This window comes from Pseudobacteroides cellulosolvens ATCC 35603 = DSM 2933 (assembly GCF_001262605.1).
Taxonomy (GTDB): Bacteria; Bacillota; Clostridia; order Acetivibrionales; family DSM-2933; genus Pseudobacteroides; species Pseudobacteroides cellulosolvens.
In genome coordinates this window covers 3,028,578-3,053,564 of record NZ_LGTC01000001.1, presented here as the reverse complement: position 1 = coordinate 3,053,564, position 24,987 = coordinate 3,028,578, and the positions used below count along the sequence as shown (strand labels likewise).

At 36.1% G+C, this 24,987-nt stretch carries 23 protein-coding genes and 1 pseudogene; 20 read left to right on the top strand and 4 right to left on the bottom strand.

Going from position 1 to position 24,987, the window contains the following annotated elements:
• Nucleotides 1-37 precede the first annotated feature (37 nt).
• Together Bccel_RS12400 and Bccel_RS12395 are read right to left on the bottom strand one after the other, a co-directional pair.
• A complete protein-coding gene (locus Bccel_RS12400; protein ID WP_036942628.1) occupies nt 38-1,816 on the bottom strand; it encodes a HAMP domain-containing sensor histidine kinase in 1,779 nt (592 codons plus the stop codon).
• Nucleotides 1,809-2,501 carry a response regulator transcription factor gene (locus Bccel_RS12395; RefSeq protein ID WP_036942625.1) on the bottom strand — a complete coding sequence of 231 codons (693 nt, stop codon included), beginning with the start codon at nt 2,499-2,501 and terminating at the stop codon, nt 1,809-1,811. The genes Bccel_RS12400 and Bccel_RS12395 overlap by 8 nt, the downstream gene beginning before the upstream one ends.
• Before the next feature lie 237 nt (nt 2,502-2,738).
• On the opposite strand from Bccel_RS12395, the gene Bccel_RS12390 reads away from it, so the two are divergent.
• The 10 genes from Bccel_RS12390 (at nt 2,739) to Bccel_RS12350 (ending at nt 10,600) form a co-directional block, all read left to right on the top strand.
• Complete coding sequence (locus Bccel_RS12390) at nt 2,739-3,215, top strand: hypothetical protein (protein WP_036942623.1); 477 nt, start codon at nt 2,739-2,741, stop codon at nt 3,213-3,215.
• A gap of 91 nt (nt 3,216-3,306) precedes the next feature.
• Complete coding sequence (locus tag Bccel_RS12385; RefSeq protein WP_036942620.1) at nt 3,307-3,630, top strand: 4Fe-4S dicluster domain-containing protein; 324 nt, start codon at nt 3,307-3,309, stop codon at nt 3,628-3,630.
• A gap of 170 nt (nt 3,631-3,800) precedes the next feature.
• A complete protein-coding gene (locus Bccel_RS12380; protein WP_050753410.1) occupies nt 3,801-4,391 on the top strand; it encodes a 4Fe-4S binding protein in 591 nt (196 codons plus the stop codon).
• A gap of 23 nt (nt 4,392-4,414) precedes the next feature.
• Nucleotides 4,415-4,597, top strand: coding sequence for a 4Fe-4S binding protein (locus Bccel_RS12375; protein ID WP_036942619.1), 183 nt, complete (start codon nt 4,415-4,417; stop codon nt 4,595-4,597).
• Between the two features lie 126 nt (nt 4,598-4,723).
• Entirely contained in the window at nt 4,724-4,882 is a 159-nt protein-coding gene (locus tag Bccel_RS30230; RefSeq protein WP_154673471.1) for a hypothetical protein, read from the top strand.
• The gene (locus tag Bccel_RS12370) at nt 4,872-5,186 is read left to right on the top strand and encodes a hypothetical protein (RefSeq protein WP_036942616.1); all 315 of its coding nucleotides are present in this window, start codon (nt 4,872-4,874) and stop codon (nt 5,184-5,186) included. The genes Bccel_RS30230 and Bccel_RS12370 overlap by 11 nt, the downstream gene beginning before the upstream one ends.
• Nucleotides 5,187-5,375: 189 nt before the next feature.
• Nucleotides 5,376-5,642 (top strand): 2Fe-2S iron-sulfur cluster-binding protein, encoded by a 267-nt coding sequence (locus Bccel_RS12365; RefSeq protein WP_036942614.1) that lies wholly within the window; start codon nt 5,376-5,378, stop codon nt 5,640-5,642.
• A gap of 199 nt (nt 5,643-5,841) precedes the next feature.
• A complete protein-coding gene (locus tag Bccel_RS12360; protein WP_036942606.1) occupies nt 5,842-7,137 on the top strand; it encodes a glutamate-5-semialdehyde dehydrogenase in 1,296 nt (431 codons plus the stop codon).
• A 365-nt stretch (nt 7,138-7,502) separates the two neighbouring features.
• On the top strand, nt 7,503-9,770 hold the full coding sequence (locus Bccel_RS12355; protein ID WP_036942601.1) for a penicillin-binding transpeptidase domain-containing protein: 2,268 nt from the start codon (nt 7,503-7,505) through the stop codon (nt 9,768-9,770).
• Between the two features lie 32 nt (nt 9,771-9,802).
• Entirely contained in the window at nt 9,803-10,600 is a 798-nt protein-coding gene (locus tag Bccel_RS12350; RefSeq protein ID WP_036942596.1) for a rhomboid family intramembrane serine protease, read from the top strand.
• A gap of 84 nt (nt 10,601-10,684) precedes the next feature.
• Here the strand turns inward: Bccel_RS12350 and Bccel_RS12345 are convergent, their stop codons facing one another.
• Complete coding sequence (locus Bccel_RS12345; RefSeq protein ID WP_036942587.1) at nt 10,685-10,918, bottom strand: hypothetical protein; 234 nt, start codon at nt 10,916-10,918, stop codon at nt 10,685-10,687.
• A gap of 115 nt (nt 10,919-11,033) precedes the next feature.
• The gene (locus tag Bccel_RS12340; RefSeq protein ID WP_036942586.1) at nt 11,034-11,996 is read right to left on the bottom strand and encodes an acetylxylan esterase; all 963 of its coding nucleotides are present in this window, start codon (nt 11,994-11,996) and stop codon (nt 11,034-11,036) included.
• Between the two features lie 242 nt (nt 11,997-12,238).
• Between Bccel_RS12340 and Bccel_RS12335 the strand changes: the two genes are divergently transcribed.
• The 10 genes and pseudogenes from Bccel_RS12335 to Bccel_RS12290 all read left to right on the top strand — a co-directional run bounded on the left by Bccel_RS12335 (nt 12,239) and on the right by Bccel_RS12290 (nt 24,884).
• A complete protein-coding gene (locus tag Bccel_RS12335; protein ID WP_036942584.1) occupies nt 12,239-12,592 on the top strand; it encodes a response regulator in 354 nt (117 codons plus the stop codon).
• Nucleotides 12,593-12,626: 34 nt separating this feature from the next.
• Nucleotides 12,627-14,692, top strand: a pseudogene (locus tag Bccel_RS31465) (chemotaxis protein CheW).
• 51 nt (nt 14,693-14,743) lie between these two features.
• Nucleotides 14,744-15,235: a chemotaxis protein CheW gene (locus Bccel_RS12325; protein WP_036942578.1), complete on the top strand. Its 492-nt coding sequence runs from the start codon at nt 14,744-14,746 to the stop codon at nt 15,233-15,235.
• Nucleotides 15,236-15,288: 53 nt separating this feature from the next.
• Entirely contained in the window at nt 15,289-16,116 is an 828-nt protein-coding gene (locus tag Bccel_RS12320) for a CheR family methyltransferase (protein ID WP_242853133.1), read from the top strand.
• 32 nt (nt 16,117-16,148) lie between these two features.
• Nucleotides 16,149-17,159: a protein-glutamate methylesterase/protein-glutamine glutaminase gene (locus Bccel_RS12315; protein ID WP_242857011.1), complete on the top strand. Its 1,011-nt coding sequence runs from the start codon at nt 16,149-16,151 to the stop codon at nt 17,157-17,159.
• Between the two features lie 18 nt (nt 17,160-17,177).
• Nucleotides 17,178-17,648: a chemotaxis protein CheD gene (locus tag Bccel_RS12310; RefSeq protein WP_036942568.1), complete on the top strand. Its 471-nt coding sequence runs from the start codon at nt 17,178-17,180 to the stop codon at nt 17,646-17,648.
• A 16-nt stretch (nt 17,649-17,664) separates the two neighbouring features.
• Nucleotides 17,665-20,379 (top strand): PAS domain-containing hybrid sensor histidine kinase/response regulator, encoded by a 2,715-nt coding sequence (locus Bccel_RS12305; RefSeq protein ID WP_050753408.1) that lies wholly within the window; start codon nt 17,665-17,667, stop codon nt 20,377-20,379.
• 35 nt (nt 20,380-20,414) lie between these two features.
• On the top strand, nt 20,415-20,810 hold the full coding sequence (locus Bccel_RS12300) for a response regulator (protein WP_036942566.1): 396 nt from the start codon (nt 20,415-20,417) through the stop codon (nt 20,808-20,810).
• A 635-nt stretch (nt 20,811-21,445) separates the two neighbouring features.
• Entirely contained in the window at nt 21,446-23,950 is a 2,505-nt protein-coding gene (locus Bccel_RS12295; RefSeq protein WP_036942563.1) for a glycoside hydrolase family 9 protein, read from the top strand.
• Nucleotides 23,951-24,200: 250 nt separating this feature from the next.
• On the top strand, nt 24,201-24,884 hold the full coding sequence (locus Bccel_RS12290; RefSeq protein ID WP_081926973.1) for a zinc metallopeptidase: 684 nt from the start codon (nt 24,201-24,203) through the stop codon (nt 24,882-24,884).
• The last annotated feature ends 103 nt before the right edge of the window (nt 24,885-24,987 follow it).

Genomic DNA, 24,987 nt, shown 5'->3' with positions numbered 1-24,987 from the left:
GTTACTGGGGATAATTAAAATGATTACAAAACGTTTACTACACAGGAAGTTCAATAATTACTGTTGTACCGATTCCAACATCACTTTGGAGTGATATACTGCCATTATGCAATTCAACCAGGTGCTTTGCTATAGCAAGGCCTAGACCGGTACCCCCGCTATTACGTGATTTATCCGCCTTATAGAAGCGATCCCATACGTAGGGTAATTCCTCTTTCGGTATACCGTAACCCTGATCCTGAATAACCACCTTAAGATTATTTTCTATGCTTATATCGATAAGAACTTTTGTGTTATCAGGTGAATATTTTATTGCATTATCGATGAATATTATAAATAATTGCCTGAGCCTGTCATAATCTCCTATAATAGACGTAGTATCATCAGAGAAATTACTTGAGATAAGTATATGCTTTTTGTCAGCAATAGATTGCATGCTCCTGGTAATATCTGAAATAAGGCTTTTGATATGAACTTTTTCCTTGTTAACCAAAATCTTGCCTGATTGAAGACGTGAGAGCTCCAAAAGATCACCCACTAACCTTTCCAGGCTTCTGGTCTCTGAAAGCATTTTTCCGTGGTAATGGGTAATATCCTCTTTTTTATTAATGGTGCCATCCAGTAAAGCTTCGAGGGAACCCCTGATTACAGTAAGAGGTGTTCTGAATTCATGAGAAACATTGGCGACAAAATCCTTTCTTAGCTGCTCCAACCGTTCACTTTCGCTAATATCCTGTATCAGGGCAACACATCCTGTTACGTTTGATTTATTATCAAGTATTGGGGACAATATGAACTTAAGCTTTTTATTCATCCAGTCTTTAGTTATATGTAAAGGTATTCTATCCTTAATAATATCACTTAATGAACTGTGGATTTCGAGCATTTTGAAGTCATCTGCCAGTAGTCTGCTTTCATAGGGATGGGGACGGTTCATTATATTTGATATGGCATTGTTGAAGCTTATGGGATTGAGCTCAAGATCAAAGGCTACAATTCCTTCTGAGATGCTGGAAATAATATCGTTTATTTTTCCTTTTTCCTGAAACAATTCATTGATTGTATATCCAAGTCTGGATGCTAACAAATCGATGGAGCTGCCAAGCTGGCCTAACTCATCTTTACGTCTGACTCCAGTCCTGACGGTGTAATCTCCGCCAGCCATTTTAATAGCCGTTTGGTTCATGGCTTTTAATGGACGGGTAAACAGTATGGAATAAAAAATTCCAAGCCCAACTGCAATAATAAGTGCGGCAAAAAGGCTTATACCTAGCATACCTGCTGCTTTGTCAAGGGTTTGGGTTATTCCTGTAACAGGTGCATGCAGGAGTATAGAACCTACTACACCATTGTTATTGTCAAGAATTGGAACCCCAATTGTCAATGTAGCTTCCTTGTATATACTGCTGAAGCTTTGGCTTATGGATTCTTTTCCTGAAAGGACCTCTTTAATCACTTTTTCAGCTTCCGTCGGCAAAGGCTCGGAACCAAAACTATACCCATAGGCCATTCCTTGTCCCATTCCTGTAAAGACAGCAGGATTACCTTCTTTATCGGTTATCCATACTTTAGATTCGGAAAGGGTATCAAGAAAGCGGATAAAACCTCCGAAACCACGCATTTGTCCATTTGGCAGGGTATTTTCATATATTACATCAGCAATGCTATGGGCACGGTCCAGCATTATTTTTTTTCTGCTGTCAATGGTATATTCCCTGAACATTTCAATGAAAAATACTCCTATGGCAAGCATTGACAAGAGCACAATCGCAACAAATCCTGCTGTTAGCTTGAAAGCAATTTTCTTTTTAAACATGCTTCACCTCAAATTTATAGCCTACGCCCCATATGGTTTTAATATCCCAATCCAAATTATCGGATAAAATAATTTTTGACCTGAGCCTTTTGATATGAGTATCAACAGTACGTGCATCCCCGAAATAGTCATACCCCCAGATGCTGTTTAGAAGATTATCCCGTGAAAAAACCTTTCCGGGATTTGAAGCTAGCAGCCACAATAACTCTATCTCTTTTTTTGTAAGATTTACAAATTGTTCTTGAACCTTAACCTCATAGTCTGAAATATTGACTATAAGGCCGGGATGTCGTATGAGTTGCTTTTTTTCTTCCTCGGGTATATCAATCCGTCTTAATACTGCCCTGATGCGGGCCATAACCTCTCCGGGACTGAAAGGTTTTACAATATAATCGTCTGCACCGATATCAAGTCCCATAATCCTGTCAGCATCCTCACCCTTAGCAGTAATCATTATAATAGGTACATTTGAACTTTTTCGGATTTGGCGGCATACTTGAAATCCATCCATTTTAGGCATCATTACATCAAGTAGCAATAAAAGAGGGGAATACTTGGTAAACAGATCCAAAACTTCGGCACCATCATGTGCTTCAACAGGAACATAGCCTTCCTTAATAACATAAACTTTCAAAATATCTATGATACTTTCATTGTCATCTGCAATCAGTATGTATTTATTCAAATTAAACACCCCCTAAGATACTAAAACTATATCAATATAATTATACATTATTATTAAACAAAATTATAATAATTAATCTTTGCTTATGGTATCGGCAATTTGTCAAAATTGTTTCGGACTTTTGTCAAAGTTTTGCCACAAATTCTTTTTATAATAAATTCATAAGGTTGAGCGAAATTGCTAAGCGATTTTGTTTCATGGACATTAAAATACTAAATTAAAAGGAGAGTGGATATTATGAATAATATCAAAAAGTTTTTGGCTGTATTTACAATAGCAGGGGTTATAGGGGCAGTAGGAATAGCTTATGCTGCCGACATAAAGTCTCCGGCAGATATTGCTTCTTCATTGACAGGTAAGAGTATTGCTGATGTAAATAAGGAAAGGGCAGAGGGTAAGACATACGGAACTATAGCAAAGGATGCCGGTAAATTTGAGGAATTTAAAGCTCAAATGATTGAACAGAGAAAAGCAAGTCTGGATCAGATGGTTAGGGATGGGAGAATTACACAACAGAGAGCAGATGAAATTTATAACACAATCAAAGCCAACCAGGAGTCATGTGACGGTATGGGAAGTGCAAAAATAGGAAGAAATAGCGGCATTGGGTTTGGCAAGGGACAAGGTATGGGATGTGGGCAAGGACAAGGAATGGGTCGCGGAATGGGACGTGGTTGTGCTGGTGCAGGCTGCACAATAGGAACTTCCAATTAACTTAACCCAATACTTATTATGGATTAGGGGCTGATGCAAAACTATAAATAATCACATCGTATTGTACGAATTGTAAAGGACTTAAGTACATATGATATGGTTAAAAGGCATTTTGCAAAAGCCCCTAGTAGCTACGAATGAAAATGTTTGTATAAATTGCGGAAAGTGCAGTGAAATATGTCCGATGAATAAAGATGTGAAGAATAGCAGTTTTGTTACTAGTGCAGAATGCATAAATTGTCAAACTTGTGTGTTGAATTGTCCTAAAGATGGTGCATTGGAAAGCAGAATTGGAAAAAAAGCACTCAAACCATTGTTTATAATAATTAAAGTAATAGTAATGTTCTTTGGTTCTATATTTGCATTTCAGGGGGCTAGACTATATAAACTTTTGCCTCAAAGTACCAGGTTATGATTTTGATAAAATAAAAGAATCCATTAAATAATAAAGTGTTTACCTTTCTTAAGAGATAATGATATTCGGAAATCTAAATATATAAATATACAGATTGACAAATGACTGTTATTTGGTTTATAATTTTTACATACCCTGTGGGGGTATATAAAAATTAGGAGGATGGGGTTATGAATAATATAAGGAAATACGTACACAAATGGGCATGGACAGTTTTGTTGACATTTTGCATAGTAGGTATGTTTTATCCGTCTATAGGGATTGCTGCAATAGTATGTATGCTTGCACCTGTTGTAGTTTCCGTTTTTAAGGGTAGGTATTGGTGTGGAAACTTCTGTCCAAGAGGAAGCTTTAACGATATATTAGTTTCAAAAATAAGCAAAGGGATTAAAGTTCCAAGGATTTTAAAAGAAAAGTGGTTTAAGCTGTTATTTCTTGTGCTGCTTATGAGCGGGTTTGCAATTCAGATATATTTTGTCTGGGGCAGCGTTATAAGTGTTGGTTCTGTATTTGTGAGAATGATTATTATTACGACTTTATTGTCAATTGTTTTAGGGACATTTTTCAATCATAGAACATGGTGCACTATCTGTCCAATGGGTACAATGGCAAATTATGTTTCCTCAATTAGGAAAGCCGGCAAAAAACCAAAGAATGTGGCATTAAGCGGTAAAAAGTGTACCGATTGCAACTCATGTGCAAGGAGCTGTTCTGTTGTGGTTGATGTATCAAAAAATAATGAAAGTGAAAAGGCTTCTTAGATTTAAAGTTGGAGGTGGTTAGAATGAATATTATTGTTGATAAAAATAGGTGTCCACAAAATCATCCTTGTCCGGCAGTCAAAGTTTGTCCGGTAAATGCTATTGACCAAAACGTTTATAATGCACCGACAATTGATCAGGAAAAGTGCATCAAATGCAGAAAATGTGTTATGTTTTGCCCGATGGGAGCTATACAAGCCAAATAAAATCAAATTAACATTATTAACAAATATAATTTTTAAGATATCGATGCAAAATATAATTATGAACTATTAAAACATTATCAAGATTAAAAGACTGATCACTTTTAATCCATTTGGAGGTCTTATTTTATGAAAGGATGGAACCCTTTTGGAAAAATTGATATGGAGATAGGTAGTTTTTTAAAAAAGTCACCCTTCAATAGAGAATATGGGAAAGATGACAGAGGTTTATTCGTAAGTGAAGACACTAAACAAAAAGAACCGGGAGAAAAAAAGAATGATAATTGAGAGAGTGTATAATATGGAAGGAGATAATATTCAAGGTTTGAATTTTAGCCAACAATTTAATATAGATGAGGTTTCGTTTAATAATGTGAATAGAGATTTCGAAAAACAGTTCAAGGAACGTTATAAAGAGTCATTAAGCATGATGTCGGACAGTCATGACAAGCTGGAAAATGCTAGTGGTGCAAGTTCGCTTGATGCACTTGAAAAGATGGCTAGAAAAATAAATAATTACAATATAAATTCGAATTTTGAAGCCAGTTTCGAGGAAGTTTTCAAGGAAAACGAGCCGTTTACACAGACATAATAATTGCTTTTTACTAAGGGATTAATTATTTTTATATAGCATAATTGAAAAGATCTTGGGAGGCCCAGGATCTTTTTGCGTTTGGTAAATTATGGAGTATATTATGCCATAATTATATTATTAAAGCTTTTAACACATAAAATAGTGGTAAGTATAAATACTAGGCTAAAAATTGCGGAGGAATAAAATATGAAAGTTAAATTCATCAAGAAGACTAAAATAAAAAAGGAGAAGACTATATTGGATGTGGCTGGGGATCTAAATTTAAAGATAAAGGCCAGTTGTGACGGAAAAGGCAAGTGTGGAAAGTGCATTGTAAGGGTAATTGGGGGAGATGTTTCAGATCTTACAAAAGCGGAGAAAAAGTTCCTAAACGACGATGAGATCGAGAAGGGATTACGGCTTGCATGTGAAGCAAAAATAACAGGGGATGTAAAGATTGAGATTATAGATTAAAAATGTTTTTAAAAACAATTGGTTTATGTTAGAATATAATAAATTCTCCAGTTAGGTATTAGCAAATAATTAACTGAACAATGTGGCATTTCAAAAATCTGAATTAACTATTTTATACAGAAAATACTTGAATAATGTATTCTCTGAAATGCCATTACAAAAGGATAACTATATTTAAATATATGAGGAGTTGGTAGTATTGAACATGCAGGAAATTGCCATAAAAGCTAAAGATGCATCTATTAAGCTTTCTGCTTTAAGCGGGGAAATGAAAAATAGAGCTTTGGAAAACGTAGCCAAAAAGCTTCAAGAAAGAAAAAACGAGATAATTGAAGCCAATAGGGAAGATTTGCTAAGGAGTGAAAAGGAAAATTTAGCAGCACCCCTTTTAAAAAGGCTCAAATTCGACGAAAGCAAAATTGCAGATGTAATTGATGGAATTAAAAGTCTCATAAGCCTTCCTGATCCTGTAGGGAAAACAATTTCTTCCACTGAGCTTGATGAAGGACTGGAGCTTTACAGGGTTACCTGCCCTATCGGAGTAATAGGCATAATTTTTGAATCCAGACCTGATGCATTGGTTCAAATATCTACACTATGCTTAAAGAGTGGTAACAGTGTTCTTCTAAAAGGTGGTTCCGAAGCGAGGGAAACCAACAGAATTTTAGCTAAAATTATAGAAGATGCAACTATAGAGGCTGGTATGCCCCAAGGCTGGATTAGTCAAATAGAAACAAGGTCAGATGTAAGTGAAATGCTTAAAATGGATGGCTATATCGATCTTATTATTCCAAGAGGATCAAATGAATTTGTAAGGCATATAATGAACAACTCGAAAATACCTGTTATGGGCCATGCAGATGGAATTTGTCATTGCTATGTTGAAGAAGATGCTGATATCGATATGGCTGTTAAAATTGTTACAGATTCCAAGACCCAGTACGTTGCAGTTTGCAATGCAGCTGAAACGCTGCTTGTGAATGAAAAAATTGCCGGTGATTTTCTCCCAGCAGTTAAGCAGCAGCTGGACAAAAAAGGTGTTGAAATAAGAGGATGTGAAAAGGTTCAGGGTATTATAGATACTAAGGCTGCTACAATGGATGATTGGGCAACGGAGTATCTGGATTATATTCTTTCTGTTAAAATTGTCAAGAATATGGATGAGGCTATTGAACATATAAATCGTTATGGATCGGGACATACCGATGCAATTATAACAAAGGATAAAAATAAGGCAGCGAGCTTTTTGAGTCTTGTGGATTCGGGAAATGTTTTCTGGAACTGTTCTACAAGGTTCTCTGATGGGTTCCGTTATGGCTTTGGTGCCGAGGTAGGTATAAGCACCAGCAAAATTCACGCCAGAGGCCCAGTAGGCTTGGATGGCCTTATTATTTACAAATACAAGCTTATTGGTAATGGACATATAGTTGATGACTATTCAACGCATGTAAAGACATTTAAGCATAAAAAGACACACAAAAATTTTCCTATATAAAAATTAAAAATGTGCCGATATTAGAATTAAATTGATTATCTATATTAAAAGTGCTATTAATCTTACATTTGGCGGAGCAAATAACGAACGGGTAAACGGGATTTGCGACAGACAAATGCAAATGATTTATCACTTTTAATCTAGATATGTTACGAAAAAGATTTTACATTAAAAAAATTAATTTTTAGCGACATATGAATCAAGGAAAATGTTTTGCAATAACTAATTTATTAGAACTTTTAATATATAAACACTTTAAACATTAAAATAACCAGATGTAAAAATCAGCTCTTGGAGTAACTGGATATATTAAGGTATAAAGTGTTTTTAAAATACGCGGCATTGTTAGAAAGGTGTGAATTTTTTTGAATGTATCACATAAGATAAAAAAGGGGAGAATTGTTTTTGTATTGTTTGTTTTTCTTGTTTTAATAACTGCCCTAATCGCAAGGGCTGGCTGGCTTCAAATGGTAGAGGGCAATGAACTTAAATCAGCAGCATTGGCACAGCAGACAAGAGACACATTGATATCCCCTAGAAGAGGAAATATATATGACAGAAATAAGAAAGAACTTGCAGTAAGCATTCAGTATTATACAATTTCCGCATGTCCTGAGAATATGCATAAGCTTAAGCAGGATATCGAAGGAATTGCTTCTATGCTATCTCAGATTCTTAAGACAGATGAAAGTGAAATTTTGAAAAAGTTGAAGAAAAAAGACAGTCAATATCAGATGATAAAGAGGAAAGTTGATAAGGAAGTAACTGAAAAGATTAAAGCATGGATTAAGGAAAAAAAGGTTCAGGGACTAAACTTTGATGAGGAACCAAAAAGGTATTATCCGGCAGGCAGATTAGCTGCACATGTTATTGGTTTCACAAACTTTGAAAATCAAGGAATAACTGGTATTGAACAGGCAATGGATAAATACCTGAAAGGAAAGCCCGGGAAAATCCTGAGTGAGGTTGATGCCGGAGGTCAGGGAGTAATGCCTGGAGAAAGCAAGGTTATTGACGTTAAAGATGGATCAAATGTAGTGCTCACCATTGATGAAGTAATTCAGGATATAGCAGATAAAGCGTTAAGTGAGGCTATATCCCAGTATAAGGTTGTTAATGGAGGCACTGCCATTGTAATGGACCCCAGGACAGGTGAAATTCTTGCGATGGTTTCCAAGCCTGATTTTGATCTTAATAATCCAAGCGGTGCACCGGAAGGTGTGAATAAAGCTAAATGGAAGGGCACTAGTGAAAATGAAGTGAATTTTCTGTGGAACTCCATTTGGAGAAATAAAACACTTGCAGAACCCTATGAGCCAGGATCAACTTTTAAAACGATTACAGCAGCAATAGGTATAGAAGAAGGGCTTGTAACTCCTGAAACTACCGTTAACGATTTTACATTCAGACTAACACCAAACTCACCTAAAATTGATTGCCATTTACCGAACAGGCACGGTGTTGAAAGCTTCAGGCTTAGCATGTACAGATCTTGTAACCCGGTATATGCAAAGTTATCACAGGATATTGGGATTGATAAATTTTATGGATATATGAGGGCTTTTGGATTCTATGACAAGACAGGACTTGATATTTCTGAAGAGAGTTTGGGGATCTTCCAACAAAAGCCTACTAACCTCGATATGGCAGTTGCATCATTCGGTCAGAGGTTTACAATTAACCCATTGCAATTGATAACGGCATATTCAGCTGTTGCAAATGGAGGCAAACTCTTAAAGCCGCATATTGTAAAAGAAATAACCGATCAGGATGGAAATATTATTGAGAGGACTGAGCCGGAATTAGTAAGGAATGTACTTTCGAGGCAGACCTGTAATACATTGATGGATATTCTTTTAGGTGTGGTTACTGATCCTAATGGTACAGGGGGAAAGGCATATGTTAAAGGTTATGGTGTAGCAGGAAAAACAGGTACAGCGGAAACAACTAAAAATATAAACAGGCTGGGCTTGCCGGATGTGGCAAAACAATTTAACGTTGCTTGGTCTGCCCCGATAGACTACAAGGATACCGAGAGGTATGTGGCGTCCTTTGCAGGAATGGCACCTGCTGATAACCCTGTAATTTCCATACTGGTGACCCTTGATTATCCAAACATGATTCAGCATACAGGAGGTGTTGTAGCAGCACCTGTAGCTGGTAAAATAATTGAAGAGACGCTTGAATACTTAGGAGTGGAAAGGAAATATACTGAACGCGATAAAAAGCTTATTCCAAAGGAATACATGGTTCCGGATGTAAGGAATATGGATATAGAAAAGGCTGCTGCAGAACTAAAAAAGAGCAAGCTGGAATTTATTAAGGAAGACTTGGGAGATGTGAATAATACAAAGGTCATATCACAATATCCCAGACCGGGAACTGTAGTGAGAGAAAATTCATTTGTCACCTTATACATGTATAAAACTGATAACCCTGTAATGGTAAAAGTACCTAACTTAAGCAAGAAAACGGTTTTAGAAGCTATAAATGCACTCAATGACATAGGGCTTAATATTAAGGTCAATGGTGAAGGTTTTGCTGTTTCTCAATCGGTTTTGCCAGGCAAGGAAGTACAGAAAGGATATGAGATTGGAGTTAACTTTGAAACAGATAGCAACATACAGGACTAGGAATGAAAATTTCATTTGAAAGGAATGTTTGAATGAACTGGATAGATAAGCTTGAAAGGAAGTACAAACGTTTTTCCATACCTGGATTGGTAAGATATATAGTAATTGCTACAGCTATATTGTTTGCTTTAAATGTGTTTTCGCAGGGTAGGGTATATGATTTGTTGAGACTGGATGTTTCAAAGGTCTTTGGAGGCCAAGTCTGGAGGCTTTTATCCTTCATTTTTGTTCCTCCGGCTTTGGGTGTTATTGCTATAATTTTTATGCTGTACATATTTTATATATTTGGTACAGCTTTGGAAAGGCATTGGGGCAGCTTTAAGCTGACACTCTATTATTTAATAGGCATGATATCAGCAATTGTAGCTGCATTTATTACCGGAGATGGAACATCTGAATTCATCATGTTATCCGTTTTTCTTGCATTTGCTTATATTAATCCAGATTTCAAACTTCTATTGTTTTTCATCATACCTATAAAGATCAAGTATATTGCCTGGTTTGAAATTCTATACGTGATGTACTCTGTTGTGTTTAGTCCGATTTATGTGAAAATTGCTGCAATATTGTCATTTGCTAACTTTCTTGTATTTTTTGGCAGGGATATGTACTTAAATTGGGTTGAGCCAAGAGTTAAGAAACTGATAAAGAAACAAAAGAGAAAGAAGTTCAAAGTCATCGTACCTGAGAAGAATTTCAAAATCATTCATATATGCAGAGTTTGCGGGAGGACATCTGAGGATTACCCGCAATTGAAATTCGGATACTGCCGTACATGTGGAAGCGACTATGAATACTGTAGTGACCATCTTAATAACCATAAGCATTAAGTAAGGCATGATTGAAATATTAAAAAAGTGATTTTGTAGTTTATGCTAAAAAGCTACAAAATCACTTTATTTATGCCCAGGGAACTATAATGTTGTTGTGGAGGTGTACTCTACCTTTATTGTGTCGTCTTTTTGTCTAGCCAGCTTTGCCTTATTACCTCTGCCATCTTCAATATTGAGCTTTTCCAGCTTGCATTCAACAAAAAAGTTAACAACGGTTGTTTCAACAAAGCCTGCCCAGTTTTGTTTCTTTTCCATTATATCTGAGGATACCTCTAAAGCTTCCTCCAAGTTATTGTTTTTTTCGTCTGTAGACATGTTTATCACCTTTCCTTAAGTTTTATCTGTTATTTGGACATTAATATATTATCACCTTTAATCAGTTCATGGAAGCATTTGATAACAAAATTGCCCGGAGTTATGCCAAAATTTCCTAGGCTTGAAGGAATTCCATTAATGTTCTAAGTTTCTTATCGACAAATCCCGGTATATATTCATGCCCAAAATATCTGAAAATGGAAACTTCCTTTGTACATTTCAAGTGGTTGAATGCGGCAAACACAGTAGAAGGAGGAGTTATTTGATCAACAAGGCCAATAGATGTCAGACAGTGACATTTAATATCTGGTGCATGATTCATAACATCAAAGTATGATAGGGTTCTTTTAGCATCAATCTCAATTTGTGGATCTGAATTACGTCTGAGAAATTCATTTAATTCACCATATGGTCCCTCTGGACAAATATCTATTGCTCTATTGAAATGGGAAAGAAACGGATACTCAGTAACTGAAAGAATGGGAATTTGTGATAATGCGGCGGTAGCTAAAGCTAATCCACCTCCCTGACTTTCTCCAACTACAGCGATCTTATCTTTGTTTACTCCTTCAATAGATGCAAGTATGTTTACAGCCCTGACAGCATCCATGTAAACTGCCCTGTAATAGTATTTTTCCGGTGATAACAAGCCCTTTGACATCCAGCCAATGCTATGGCCGTGTGGGGATACGACATTATCAATGCTTTCACCTTGCTGACCGCGGCAAAACATAAATAGTACTGCATAGCCGCGAAGTGCATAGTTAGCAACATCATGGTGCCTTCCATCAAAAGCCCAGTTATATCCATGGAAATGGAGAATACCAGGATGCGGACCTTGGGATTCAGGGATCGCAAACCATCCTGATATATTAGAATTATTAAAGCCTTTAAAGCTTAGCTTGTACATTTTTATGCCTTTTGCAGGATAATCAACTGGGTCTAGAGAATATTCCAAAGGAATAGAATTTAATTCTTCAAGAGAGGACTCCCAGAACTTACTAAAATCTTTTTCTCTAGTTAAGGGCGGTAAATAATTTTCCAGTTCACTTAAAGGCATATCATAGGGTTGATTCATAATGTACCTCCTTATAATTTTTATAATCCGATTGCTTATTTTTGTTATTAATATTAATTGTTAGCATGACGATATTATTATAGATTTATATAGTAAATTTATCAGTTATAATTTTGCAGCAAGTCATGATCAAAAATAACTTACGCTATAGTTTCATTTTAGTTATTCCTAATATAATACTATATAATGTAATTTTTTTCAAATAAATAATGTAACGTCACAAAATCCAGGAGAGTGATTATATGGCAAGTGTACTTATTGTCGATGATGCAGCATTTATGAGGACATCGCTGAAAATGATGCTTGAAAGGAACGGGTTTACGGTTATCGGAGAAGCGGAGAATGGTGCTATGGCTGTTCAGAAGTATATGGAGCTTAATCCCAACATCGTTACAATGGATATAACCATGCCTGTTCTCGACGGCATAGAAGCAACCAAAAAGATTAAGGAATTGGACCCGAAAGCTAATATAATTATTGTATCGGCTATGGGTCAGGAAGTATATGTGAGGGATGCTGTGGTTGCAGGAGCAAAGAATTTTATTGTAAAACCGTTTAAGGAAGAACATGTGTTGAAGGTTTTGAATTCGTTGTGATGAAGTTAAGAAATAATTGAGAGAGGTGATTTGATTGTCGAATGGCTACAGGGAACCTATGCTGGAAATGTATAAATTTGAAACTAATCAGCTTCTTGAACAATTGGAACAGCTAATTATAAACAGTGAAAAATCCAATTGTTATTCTCAGGAAGCTATTAATGAAATATTCAGAATTATGCATACAATAAAAGGTTCATCCGCTATGATGCTTTTCAATGGAATTTCTACACTTGCACATTCAATAGAAGACCTTTTTTTCTATTTGAGAGAATCAAAACCTGAAAATGTTGACTACATAAAGCTAAGTGATTTAGTTCTATTATGTACAGACTTTATAAAGGAGGAGCTTTCAAAAATTGAAAGTGGGATTGAACCGGATGGTGACTCAAGTGATCTGGTAAACACTATTAAGAAATTCCTTGGGGAATTGAAGAGCATCGGCGGCAGCACTGCCGTGCATGAAAATAATGATGATGTTAATGAGAAGGATGGCTCCAAAAAACAGAAATATTTTATAACTGACAGCTTAAGTGAAAGTTCAATGAAAAACTCTTATAAGGCTGTGGTATATTTTGAAGATGGCTGTGAGATGGAGAATATAAGGGCTTTTTCAATTTTGCACTCTTTGAAGGATTTGGCTCAGGGTATAAAGAGCGAGCCAGCAGATATTATAGAAAATGAGGAAAGTTCACAGATTATTAAGGAAAGCGGATTTAAGATGTTCTTTTGCAGCGATAAACCCTACGAAGATATTGAAAAGGTTCTTAATGAAACGCTATTCTTAAAAAACTTGAACTAGAAATTGTAGATAATAACGATGAAACACATTCAGTAAAGAAAAAACCAGTAATTGATCTTGAAAGTGACAGACCAATAACATCGGAAGTTATAAGGCCTGAAAAGGAGAAAGAAAAGGATCAGGCTAATAAATCTTTACTGCAAAACATAATAAGTGTTAATGTAAATAAGCTGGATAAACTGATGGACCTGGTGGGGGAGCTTGTAATTTCAGAAGCTATGGTTACAAGCAATCCTGATTTAAAAGGTTTAAGTCTGGAGAACTTTAATAAGGCAGCCAGTCAATTAAAAAAGATTACCAGTGAACTTCAAGATATTGTCATGTCAATAAGAATGGTGCCTTTATCTGCAACATTCCAAAAGATGAATAGGATTGTTAGGGATATGTGCAAAAAGCTGGACAAGGATGTAGATTTGGAAATATTGGGTGAAGAAACAGAGGTTGACAAGAACATAATTGAGAATATTTCCGATCCTCTCATGCATCTTATCCGAAATTCAATAGATCATGGTATTGAAACAAGGGAAGAAAGGATAAAAAATGGCAAGAGCTTAAAAGGTAAAATAACCTTGGAGGCTAAAAATGAGGGTGGAGAAGTAATAATTATTGTCAAGGATGACGGCAGGGGACTCAATAAGGAAAAAATACTCCAGAAAGCAATTGATAATGGCCTTATTCAGGATACAAATAAGGATATTTCCGACAGGGAGGTCTTTTCAATGATATTTTTGCCTGGATTTTCTACCAAAGAGAATGTTACAGAGTTTTCCGGCAGGGGAGTTGGTATGGATGTCGTATCAAACAACATAGAGAAAATCGGTGGAGCAGTCAATGTAGACAGCACAGTTGGTGAAGGTACAACAATGACTATAAGGATACCACTGACACTGGCAATAATTGACGGTATGAATATACGTGTAAGTAATTCTACATACACAATTCCTATAACATCAATAAAAGAGTCCTTCAGGGTAAAGGAGGATGAACTTATAACTGATCCTGACGGCAATGAAATGATTATGGTTCGCGGAGATTGTTATCCTATTTTAAGGATGCACAAGTTATTTAATATAAAAGATTCTATCAGCAATATCAGTGAGGGTATCACAATAATGGTTGAAAGCGAGATGGATACTGTGTGTCTGTTTGCTGATGAGCTTTTAGGCGAACAGCAAGTTGTAGTTAAAGCACTTCCGCAGTACATAAAGAAGGTTAAGGGGATAGCTGGATGTACACTTCTTGGGGAAGGCACAATAAGCCTTATTCTTGATATTGCAGCACTTGTAAAAGGCAGGTAAAATTGGTCAGGTAATTATTAATTAATAACTAAGTTGAAAGGAGAATAAAGTATGGCTGAATTGTTAGAGGAAATGGATTTAATAGGTGAGGATTCCCAAAGGGATAAATTCTTAACATTTTCGTTGGGAAAAGAGTTTTATGGAGTTGAGATAAGATATGTAATGGAGATAATTGGCATTCAACCAATTACAGAAGTTCCTGAATTACCCCATTACATTAAAGGTATCATAAATTTGAGGGGTAAAATTATTCCTGTAATGGATGTGAGGCTCAGGTTCAAAAAAGAGCCGCATGACTATAATGATAGGACATGCATTATAGTAATCGATGTCAGGGATATTTCAATTGGATTAATAGTTGATGCAGTTTCTGACGTACTTGATATATCGGCACAGGATATTGTTCCTCCCCCGGAGGTTAATGCAAACAGTCACAACAAATACATAAAGGGAATAGGGAAGGTTGGAAATGATGTAAAGCTGCTGTTGGATTGTGAAAAACTCATTAATGATGACGATGCACAATCGCTTTTGAATATTTAAGTTGAAATGCAGTATATTGTTATCTATGATTACATTATAAAGGTGTGAATTGAGTGGAAGTGGACATCCTAAAGAGCATTACCGACAAGGAATTCTTGTTAATAACCGATTTTTTAAAGAAGAATTATGGCGTAAGGATTGGGCCTGAGAAAAAATCTCTTGTAGTGAGCAGATTGGGTTCTTTGTTAAAGGATAAAGGTTTTGAAAGGTTTTCTCAGCTTTACGATTATGTCATTACAGATAAAACAGGTGAAGCATTAGTAAATCTGGTAGACAAACTTACTACAAATCATACTTTTTTTATGAGAGAAAACGATCATTTTAAATTTTTTGGAGACGTTGTTTTGCCGTGGATGGAACAATATATTAAGGATAGGGATTTAAGGGTCTGGAGTGCAGGATGTTCAACGGGTGAGGAACCTTATACATTAAGCATGATTATGAACGATTATTTTGAAAGTAAAAATGCACAGTGGAACACAAAACTTCTTGCCACAGACATATCAACAACAGTACTTAACAAGGCTAAAACAGGTGTTTACCTGAATGAACAGATGGAATCACTTCCGACAACCTGGAAGGTTAAATATTTCAATAAATTGAATGGGGAGAATTATGAAATCAAAAGCCTAATTAAGGATAATGTCATATTTAGAAGGTTTAATTTGATGGAAAATGTATTTCCATTCAAGAAGAAGTTTCATGTCATATTTTGCAGGAATGTAATGATTTATTTTGATGAGGAAACAAAGAGAACTCTTATTAATAAATTTTACGATATGACAGAACCGGGAGGATATCTGTTTATTGGGCATTCTGAGTCAATAGGCCGGGAACAATCACGGTATAAATATATTATGCCAGCAGTCTATAGAAAATAGGTGATAGTTATGAATAATAAAAAATAAGAGTGTTGGTTGTTGATGACTCGTTGGTTTTTAGGGAAACTATCGCAAGAGGTATTGCGAAAGATAAAGGCATAGAGGTAGTTGCCACTGCATCCGATCCATTTATGGCAAGGGATAAGATTATTGAATTTGAACCTGATGTTATGACATTGGATGTTGAGATGCCTAAAATGGATGGAATTGAGTTTTTAAGAAGACTTATGCCACAGTACCCTCTGCCGGTCGTGGTTGTAAGTGCTGTGAGCAGTAACGTCTTTGATGCTTTGAATGCCGGTGCTGTAGATTTTGTTACAAAGCCTGATGCCAGATATGGAAGCAATATGGACAGTCTAATAAATGAGCTTGTTATTAAAATAAAAATAGCATCTACAGCAAAGCTTGGCCATTGGAAAAATAATAAACCGGCAGATAAGATACTTGATAGTGCTAACGCAAAGAATAAAAATACTATTATTGCGATAGGAGCATCCACTGGGGGAACTGAAGCAATATACGAGGTTATTCGGAAATTCCCTGAAGATATGCCGGGGGTAGTTATTGTACAGCATATGCCGCCTATTTTTACAAGAATGTACGCTGAAAGGCTGAATAACACATGTTCATTAAATGTAAGGGAAGCTAAGACAGGTGACTTGGTTGTTCCGGGAACTGTGCTTATTGCTCCTGGTGACAGTCATATGAGGCTTAGAAAAGGTGGGGGTGTATATTCAGTAGAATGCTTTAAAGGTGAAAAGGTAAACGGACATTGTCCATCTGTTGATGTGCTGTTTGATTCAGTTGCAAAAGTCGCTGGAAAAAATGCTATAGGAATTATTTTAACAGGAATGGGCTCGGATGGTGCAAAGGGACTCTTGGAGATGAGAAGGTGCGGGGCTAAGACAATCGGTCAGGATGAGGCAAGCTCTGTGGTTTATGGTATGCCGAAAGTTGCATATGATATAGGTGCTGTTGAGAAGCAGGTGACAATTAGCGAAATAGCCAGAGCTGCATATTCTGCGGTGAAAATGCTTACTTAGAAGTAAGGGGAGATATATGTGATTGTAATTGGAATAGGTGAGTATGCAGTTACAGATGAATATGGAGAATCTATAGTTACCTATGCCCTTTCGTCCTGTATAGCAATGACGGTTTACTCACCCATCAGGAAAGTAGCAGGAATGGTTCATATTTCTTTGCCTGAACACTATGTTCGTCAGGGATATATGAAGGATAACCCCTGGACTTACGCAGATACGGCGGTTCCAATGCTTATCGACAAACTATGCAACGACTATAAATGCAGCAAACTTGAACTTGAAATAAAAATATATGGCGGTGCAGAGTCCAGAAATAAGTCAGACATGTTTAAGATAGGCATGAAGAATATTGAAGCAGTAAATAAGGCATTAAACTCACTTAATCTATATATACACTATAGTGATACAGGAGGAAACAACAGTAGAACAATAACATTATATTCCGATACAGGAGAGGTAAGGGTGCAGTATCTGCCCTTAAAAATTTAGTTTAAGAGGGCTTGTTATGAAAGAAGATTTAAAAAAAAGGCATGAAAGCTTTTCGTTTGAGGATTTGCAGAAAACATTGACCAGTATTGCCGACGGTATAATCAGCACTGATACTGAGGGTAATGTACTGTTTATGAATGAGGCTGCGGAAAATCTTACAGGGTGGAGCTTTGATGAGGCTTCAGGGATGAAGATTACCAAAGTATTCGTCCTTGTACATTTTGTAACTGGCGAGGACCTTGAGAATCCATTTGAAAAGGTAATTAGAACAGGTGTACAAAGCGGATTGGGAAGCTATTATGCATTAGTTTCCAAGGATGGGACAAGAAGACTTTTATCTGCCAATATAGCACCTATTAAAAGCGGCCTTGATCAAATAAGCGGTGCTGTTGGAGTATTCAGAGATATAACAAGATTCAAAAGGATGGAAGATGAACTCAGAGAAGAGCGAAATAACTTAAGGAGTATCTTTCAATATGCACCTGTAGGCCTTATTATAGTAGACCGGGACTCTAAAATAATGGATGTAAATAATGCTTTCCTAAAAATGATAGACAAAGATATTGAATTTGTAAATGGCAATTTTTTTGGTGATGGCATAAGCTGCGAAAACAGTAAGGAATATGGCTGTAGAAATGGTCCGAAGTGTATAGAATGTCCTTTACGTAAGGCAATTAGCGGTGTTATGAAAAGGGCAGAGCCTGTAGTCGATCGCAGCATTATCTTTAGACACTATAATCATGGGGTTTTTGTTATACACCATTTTAAAATAAGTGCTGTACCCATAAAAATGTCAGATGTCAATTGTGCAATGCTTGTAATAGAGGATATTACAAATCAGAAAAAGATTGAAAATGAACTAAAAGCTAATGAAAGAAAATATAGAAACCTTTTTATGAATATGTTGAACGGTTTTTCATATAACAAACTGATAATGGATGCTGATAAAAAAGCTATAGATTACTATATAATGGAGGCTAATGATGAATTTTGCAGAATGGTTGGCAGAGTAAAGGAAGATGTTGTCGGCAAAAGGGCTTCTGATGTATTCGGCAGTTTTGAAAGTACTGAGTTTAACATGCTGGAAGAGTATAGTAAAGTAGCCTTGGGCGGTGAGGTTATACGTTTTGAACAGCGAATGCCAGACAATGAAGATAAGTGGATTAGCTCTTTGGTTTACTCAAACGAAAAAGAATATTTTGCATTGATATGCTCTGACATAAGTGAGGAGAAAAAGGCACAGCGGGAAATGAAGAAGGCAATGGAGGCTACTAACTCTGCTTATAGAGCGAAAAGCGAGTTTCTTGCGAATATGAGCCATGAAATAAGGACACCTTTAAATGGAGTTGTAGGTATGGTTGACTTGACTCTTTCTACAGATCTTACTCCAATTCAAAAGGACAACTTAAAAACTGCTAAGGCTTGTGCAGATTCACTGCTTAGAATAATAAATGATGTTCTTGACTTCTCAAAGCTTGAAGCAGGTAAAATGATTGTTGAAAAAATAAGATTCAACCTTAAAAGAATTTGTGACAATATAATTAAATCGCATATTGTAAAAGCAAAAGAAAAAGGGATTGATTTGAAGTGCAACATAGATAAGGGTGTTCCACTTGAATTGATAGGAGATCCAAACAGATTGGTGCAGGTCTTGAATAATTTAATAAGCAATGCATTGAAATTTACAGAAAAGGGTAGAGTTGATGTCAATATTACCTTGGTAAACAGAAATAATAATTTTGTAAAGGTACAGTTTGCCATTATAGATACCGGTATTGGAATATCCAAAGATGATATGGACAAACTTTTTAGGAGCTTTACGCAGGTTGATGGGTCACATACACGGAAATATGGTGGAACGGGACTTGGACTGGTAATATCCAAAGAACTATTAGGGCTTATGGGAAGTTCTATAGATGTAAATAGTGAGAAGAATGTAGGAAGTACTTTTTCATTTGTACTTGAATTTGGAATTGGGCATGGTAATTTTGCACAATATTCTGAGGAGAATAAGATTGTTAAATCTGAATATACAGCTCACATACTTGTGGCGGAAGATGACAAGATTAATCAGATAGTCATTTGCAGAATGTTAGATGAACGGGGGTATACCTACGATGTAGCCAATAATGGCATAGAGGCAGTTCAAAAGATTATGGAGAAGGATTTTGATATTTGCATTATGGATGTTCAAATGCCTCAAATGGATGGTATTCAAGCCACCAAACTCATTAGGGAATCCAAGAAAAGCTCAGGGAAGCATATACCAATTATAGCACTTACTGCTCATGCTCTTCATGGTGACAAGGAAAGATTCATGAACTTAGGGATGGATGAGTATCTTTCAAAGCCAATAATTATGAATGAGTTTTTTAAAAAAATTGAGAAATTTATAAATCCTAACAACACGTTAGATGATAATGATACGAATTGTAAAGAGGCCACAATATTTGAAAATGATGATGAGCCGGAAGATAGCTGTGGGCTTATAAAAAAGAAAGCGGAGGATTTGGGTAAGGCCATAATAGCAAAGGATATTTATGTCATTGAGTCTTATGCTCACGATTTAAAGCTATTGGCAGTAGAAATGGGCATTGACATATTGAAGACTCTGATGTTCAGAATCGAACTTGCCGCTAGAAGAGAAGATGTTAATGAAGCTTTGATATTATATAATGAACTGGTTAACTTGCTTAAAGATGAAAGTTTAGAAAATAATAATTTTAAATAATGTTGGGTATTATAGGTAAATGAAGGAGGTCTCATATGAGAATATTAATAGCTGAAGATGATATGGCCAGTAGGAAGTTTTTGGCAAGGTTTTTATCAAAGTATGGTGAGTGTGACATAACTGTCGATGGAATGGAAGCTATTGAAGCGTTTATGGTATCGTTTGATATCGACAAGCAGTATGATCTTATTTGTCTGGATATTATGATGCCTAAGCTTGACGGCATGAAGGTTTTGAAAACAATAAGGGAGATTGAAAAGCAGAAAGGTATACCTGAGAATAAACAGGTTAAAGTTATAATGACAAGTGCAATAAATGAATTGGAAATTGTTAATCATTCTTTTGAAACAGGAAGCGAAGCTTACGCAACAAAACCTATCAATACTGAAAAATTTGAGGAGGTCATGAAAAAGCTGGACTTGATAAAATAGATTAAAATGGACAAATTATAATTGACCTGACTTAAAATATCATGTAAAATTAAGATATAAGAGTAAAGTTACTATTGAAAAAGTAATATTACAAAATGTTTGTAAAAATTTATTGCAGTCGTCTGTAAACAGCATCACATTTGTTTTGTGATGTATGTTTATGTTTATACTTGTTCTGATTGAACATTACTTTGAGAAAGTAATATTAAAAATTGAACTTTAATTGAACTTTGAAAATGGAATATCGTTGCTCTGTTTTATTACATACCACAATATAGTAAAATATCTTTGCAGCTAATTTTCGATAAAATACAATCACTATTCAAATATTACTCGTGTTTAGAGTCTATATAGGATTTTCATCAAATCATATCTTATATTGTTTTTAATCTAATTTTCCAATGGTTTTAAGTGGTAGAGATTTGCTTTAAGGGTTTAAAGGTGTAAGTGTACAATCATATAATATTTATTTATACATGAATGAAAAATTACTTCCGCTTTCATGACTTATATTATATAAAAAGGTATATATTCGGTTCAAAAAGTTTATATGAAAAGTTAATCACTATTAATATACTTTTGAGCTGAAATTTATATTATTTAACTTTTTCAAAAATTATAGGAGGGTAAGAGAAATGAGAAAAAAGCTAACTATTTTAGGTCTGCTGATACTACTAGTCTTGGCAGCTAAAACGACCTGCTTTGCAGGTAACTTGTTGGAACAAAGTGATTTCAATAATTCAATTGCTTTGCCATGGACAACTGTTCCATCCGCACCTGGAGTTGCATCAGGAAAGATTGTTAACAATGAATATCTTTTAACAATTACAAATCCTGGTGTTAACAAATGGGATGTACAGTTCAGACACAGAGGAATTACATTGCAAAAAGGTCATACTTATCAAGTAAAATTCAAACTTCGTTCTGCAGTTGACTGCAAGGTATATGCTAAAATTGGCGATCAGGGTGAACCATATAAGGAATACTGGTCAAATGATAGTACACCGATAGAATTGATTGGTGGAGAAGAAAAACTCATCGATCAAACATTTGTAATGGCTAGTGATACAATTGATGGTGTTGAATTGGCGTTCCAATTTGGTGGTGAAATGGCCAGTGAGATTTATCCTTACACTGTTGCTATTGATGATGTATATCTTTTGGATGAGCAGTTTACTCCAACAATACCACCTGAACTTGCACCAGCACCTGATGTTCGTGTAAACCAGGTAGGGTATTTCCCTAACGGTCAGAAAAAGGCTACTTTGGTTAGTGATTCAACCACACCGGTAAAATGGTATCTAAGAGACAAGGAAAATGTAGTGGTTGCATCAGGAAATACCCAAGTAGTAGGACTTGACGCTGCATCAGGCGACAAGGTTCATATAATCGATTTTTCATCTTATAAGTTACCTGGAACTGAATACAAAATTACTGTGGGTAAAAGCACAAGCCACCCATTTGATATTGCAACAAATCTGTATTCTGTTATGAAGTATGATGCAATGAGGTATTTCTATCATTCAAGAAGTGGTATTAAAATTGAAATGCCATACTGTGCACAACCCCAATGGGCAAGGGCAGCAGGACATGCTCCTGATGTTGGAATAGCATTGCCTCAGACAGGAGAGTATACCCTTGATGTTACAGGCGGATGGTATGATGCAGGTGACCATGGTAAATATGTTGTTAATGGCGGTATCTCCGTTTGGACTCTTATGAACCTTTATGAAAGGGCAAAAAAAGTAGGCGGAGTTGCTGCTCAAGCATTTAGAGATGGTAAGCTTATTATACCGGAAAATACAAAATCATCCTCAATTTATGTTAATGAGAAGTATAACGGTACACCGGATATTTTAGATGAATGTAAATGGGAATTGGATTTCCTCCTTAAGATGCAGATACCTGAAGGTTATCCAAATGCGGGTATGGCATTACATAAAATAAATGATAAAAAGTGGACAATGTTAGGTTTGGCTCCAGCTGACGATAAAGAAGAGCGTAATTTATATCCTGCAAGTACAGCAGCTACATTGAACTTGGCAGCAACTGCTGCACAAGGTTCACGTTTATGGAAAATAATAGATTCAAAATATTCAGAAAAGCTTTTAGCAGCAGCTGAGTTAGCTTGGGATAAGGCTATGGAAAATCCTGCTATGTACGCACAATCCCTTGGCGGCGGCGGTGGAGACTATGGTGACTCAAATGTAAAAGATGATTTCTATTGGGCTGCTTGTGAATTATATGTTACAACAGGTAGCAGTGAGTATCTTGATTATATACAGGGTCCTGAATGTTCTGAGTATTATCTGAAGATGCCTTCAAGATTCGGTAATATTACAGGATGCTTTGACTGGGGAACAACCAACGGTTTGGGAACATTGACACTTGCAATGGCACCAAACAAACTTCCACAGGCTGACATAGATACTGCTAAGAAAAATATAATAGCAGCAGCAGACAGCTTTATGGCTGTTCAAGCAAAAGAAGGCTATGGAGCTCCATTGGAGCCAAGCTATTATACTTGGGGTTCAAACTCATTCATACTTAATGAATGTGTAGTAATGGGTGTTGCATATGACTTCACAAAGGACAGCAAGTATATAAACGGTGTTACAGAAAGCTTTGACTACTTATTAGGACGTAATCCTAACGACAAGTCGTATATATCTGGATATGGTGAAAAACCTTTAAGAAATCCACACCACCGTTTCTTTGCAAACCAGGCAAACAAGAACTTCCCAACTGTGCCTCCGGGATTTGTTTCAGGCGGACCAAACTCAGGTTGTGAAGATCCATATATCCAGGAAGCAGGAATAAAAGGAAAGCCTCCACAAAAATGCTTCATCGACCACATTGAATCATGGTCAAGTAATGAGATTACAATCAACTGGAATGCACCGTTGGTTTGGGTAACAGAATTCCTTGATGAAGTTGGAGGAAGCATTACTGAAAGTGTAAAAGAAGATATAAACAAAGATAAAGCCGTAAACATGATGGATGTTGCAATGATGGCAAAAGCATTCGGCGGTGTTGCAGGCGATACATTATACGATTCAAAATGTGATCTTGATGGCGACGGATCTATTAATATGAACGACGTTGTTATTCTCGCAAAGAAATTCGGTTTTACTTATTGATATAGTTGTTCAAAAGGCTGAGGCACAAAGTGCTTCAGCTTTTTTTATACCTATATTAAAAGTATTGATTCTTAATTTTGTTAAAAAATAAAGATAATTTGAGATATTAGAAGATAATTATTGCCATTGTGATAGAATTACATATAAAAGTCAAAGAAGGTCAAAGTCAAAAGTTGCAAATAATTCGCTGAAATTGTATAAATAATAATATAGGAACTTGGGGAATACATATATGAATGGAGGTGGATTTATGGATAGTTATTTTATGTTACTTGTATTTCCGGCATTTATTTTTGCAATATTTAGCCAGTTTAAGGTAAAGAGTACCTTTAAAAAATACAGCCAAATGTCAAACAGCCGCAATATGACAGGAGCACAGGTCTCCCGAATGATCCTTGACAGGCATGGGCTGTATGATGTTAGTGTGGAACCGATTGAAGGAAGATTAACCGATCATTATGACCCAAGAACAAAAAGAGTGAGATTGTCAGAGAATGTATATTATAGCACATCTCTAGCAGCCATCGGGGTTGCTGCCCATGAAACTGGCCATGCAGTTCAGCATGCAGTTGGGTATGCACCGTTAGGACTAAGAAGCAGTCTTGTTCCCATAGCTAATATTGGCTCCACATTAGGGCCGTACTTGGCCATATTTGGCTTGATGTTCAATATGCAGTATTTGCTCCAGCTAGGAATAATTCTTTTTACAGGAGCTGTAGCATTCTATCTTATTACTCTTCCGGTTGAGTTTAATGCAAGCCGAAGGGCGGTAAACATGCTTCGTGGTGAATATGTATTGAGCCATAACGAAATACCTCCTGTAAAAAAGGTATTGAACGCAGCAGCAATGACATATGTTGCATCTGCTGCAGTAGCAATGGCGAGCCTTTTAAGGCTTCTGCTTTTAGCGGGTGCACGAGGCGAGGAAGATTAAGTAAAGAAATAAGGCGAGGACGATTAAGTAAAGAAATAAGGCGAGGACGATTAAGTAAAGGAATAAAAGGAAGACAGTCATAAAGCATTAGATAATATAAAAA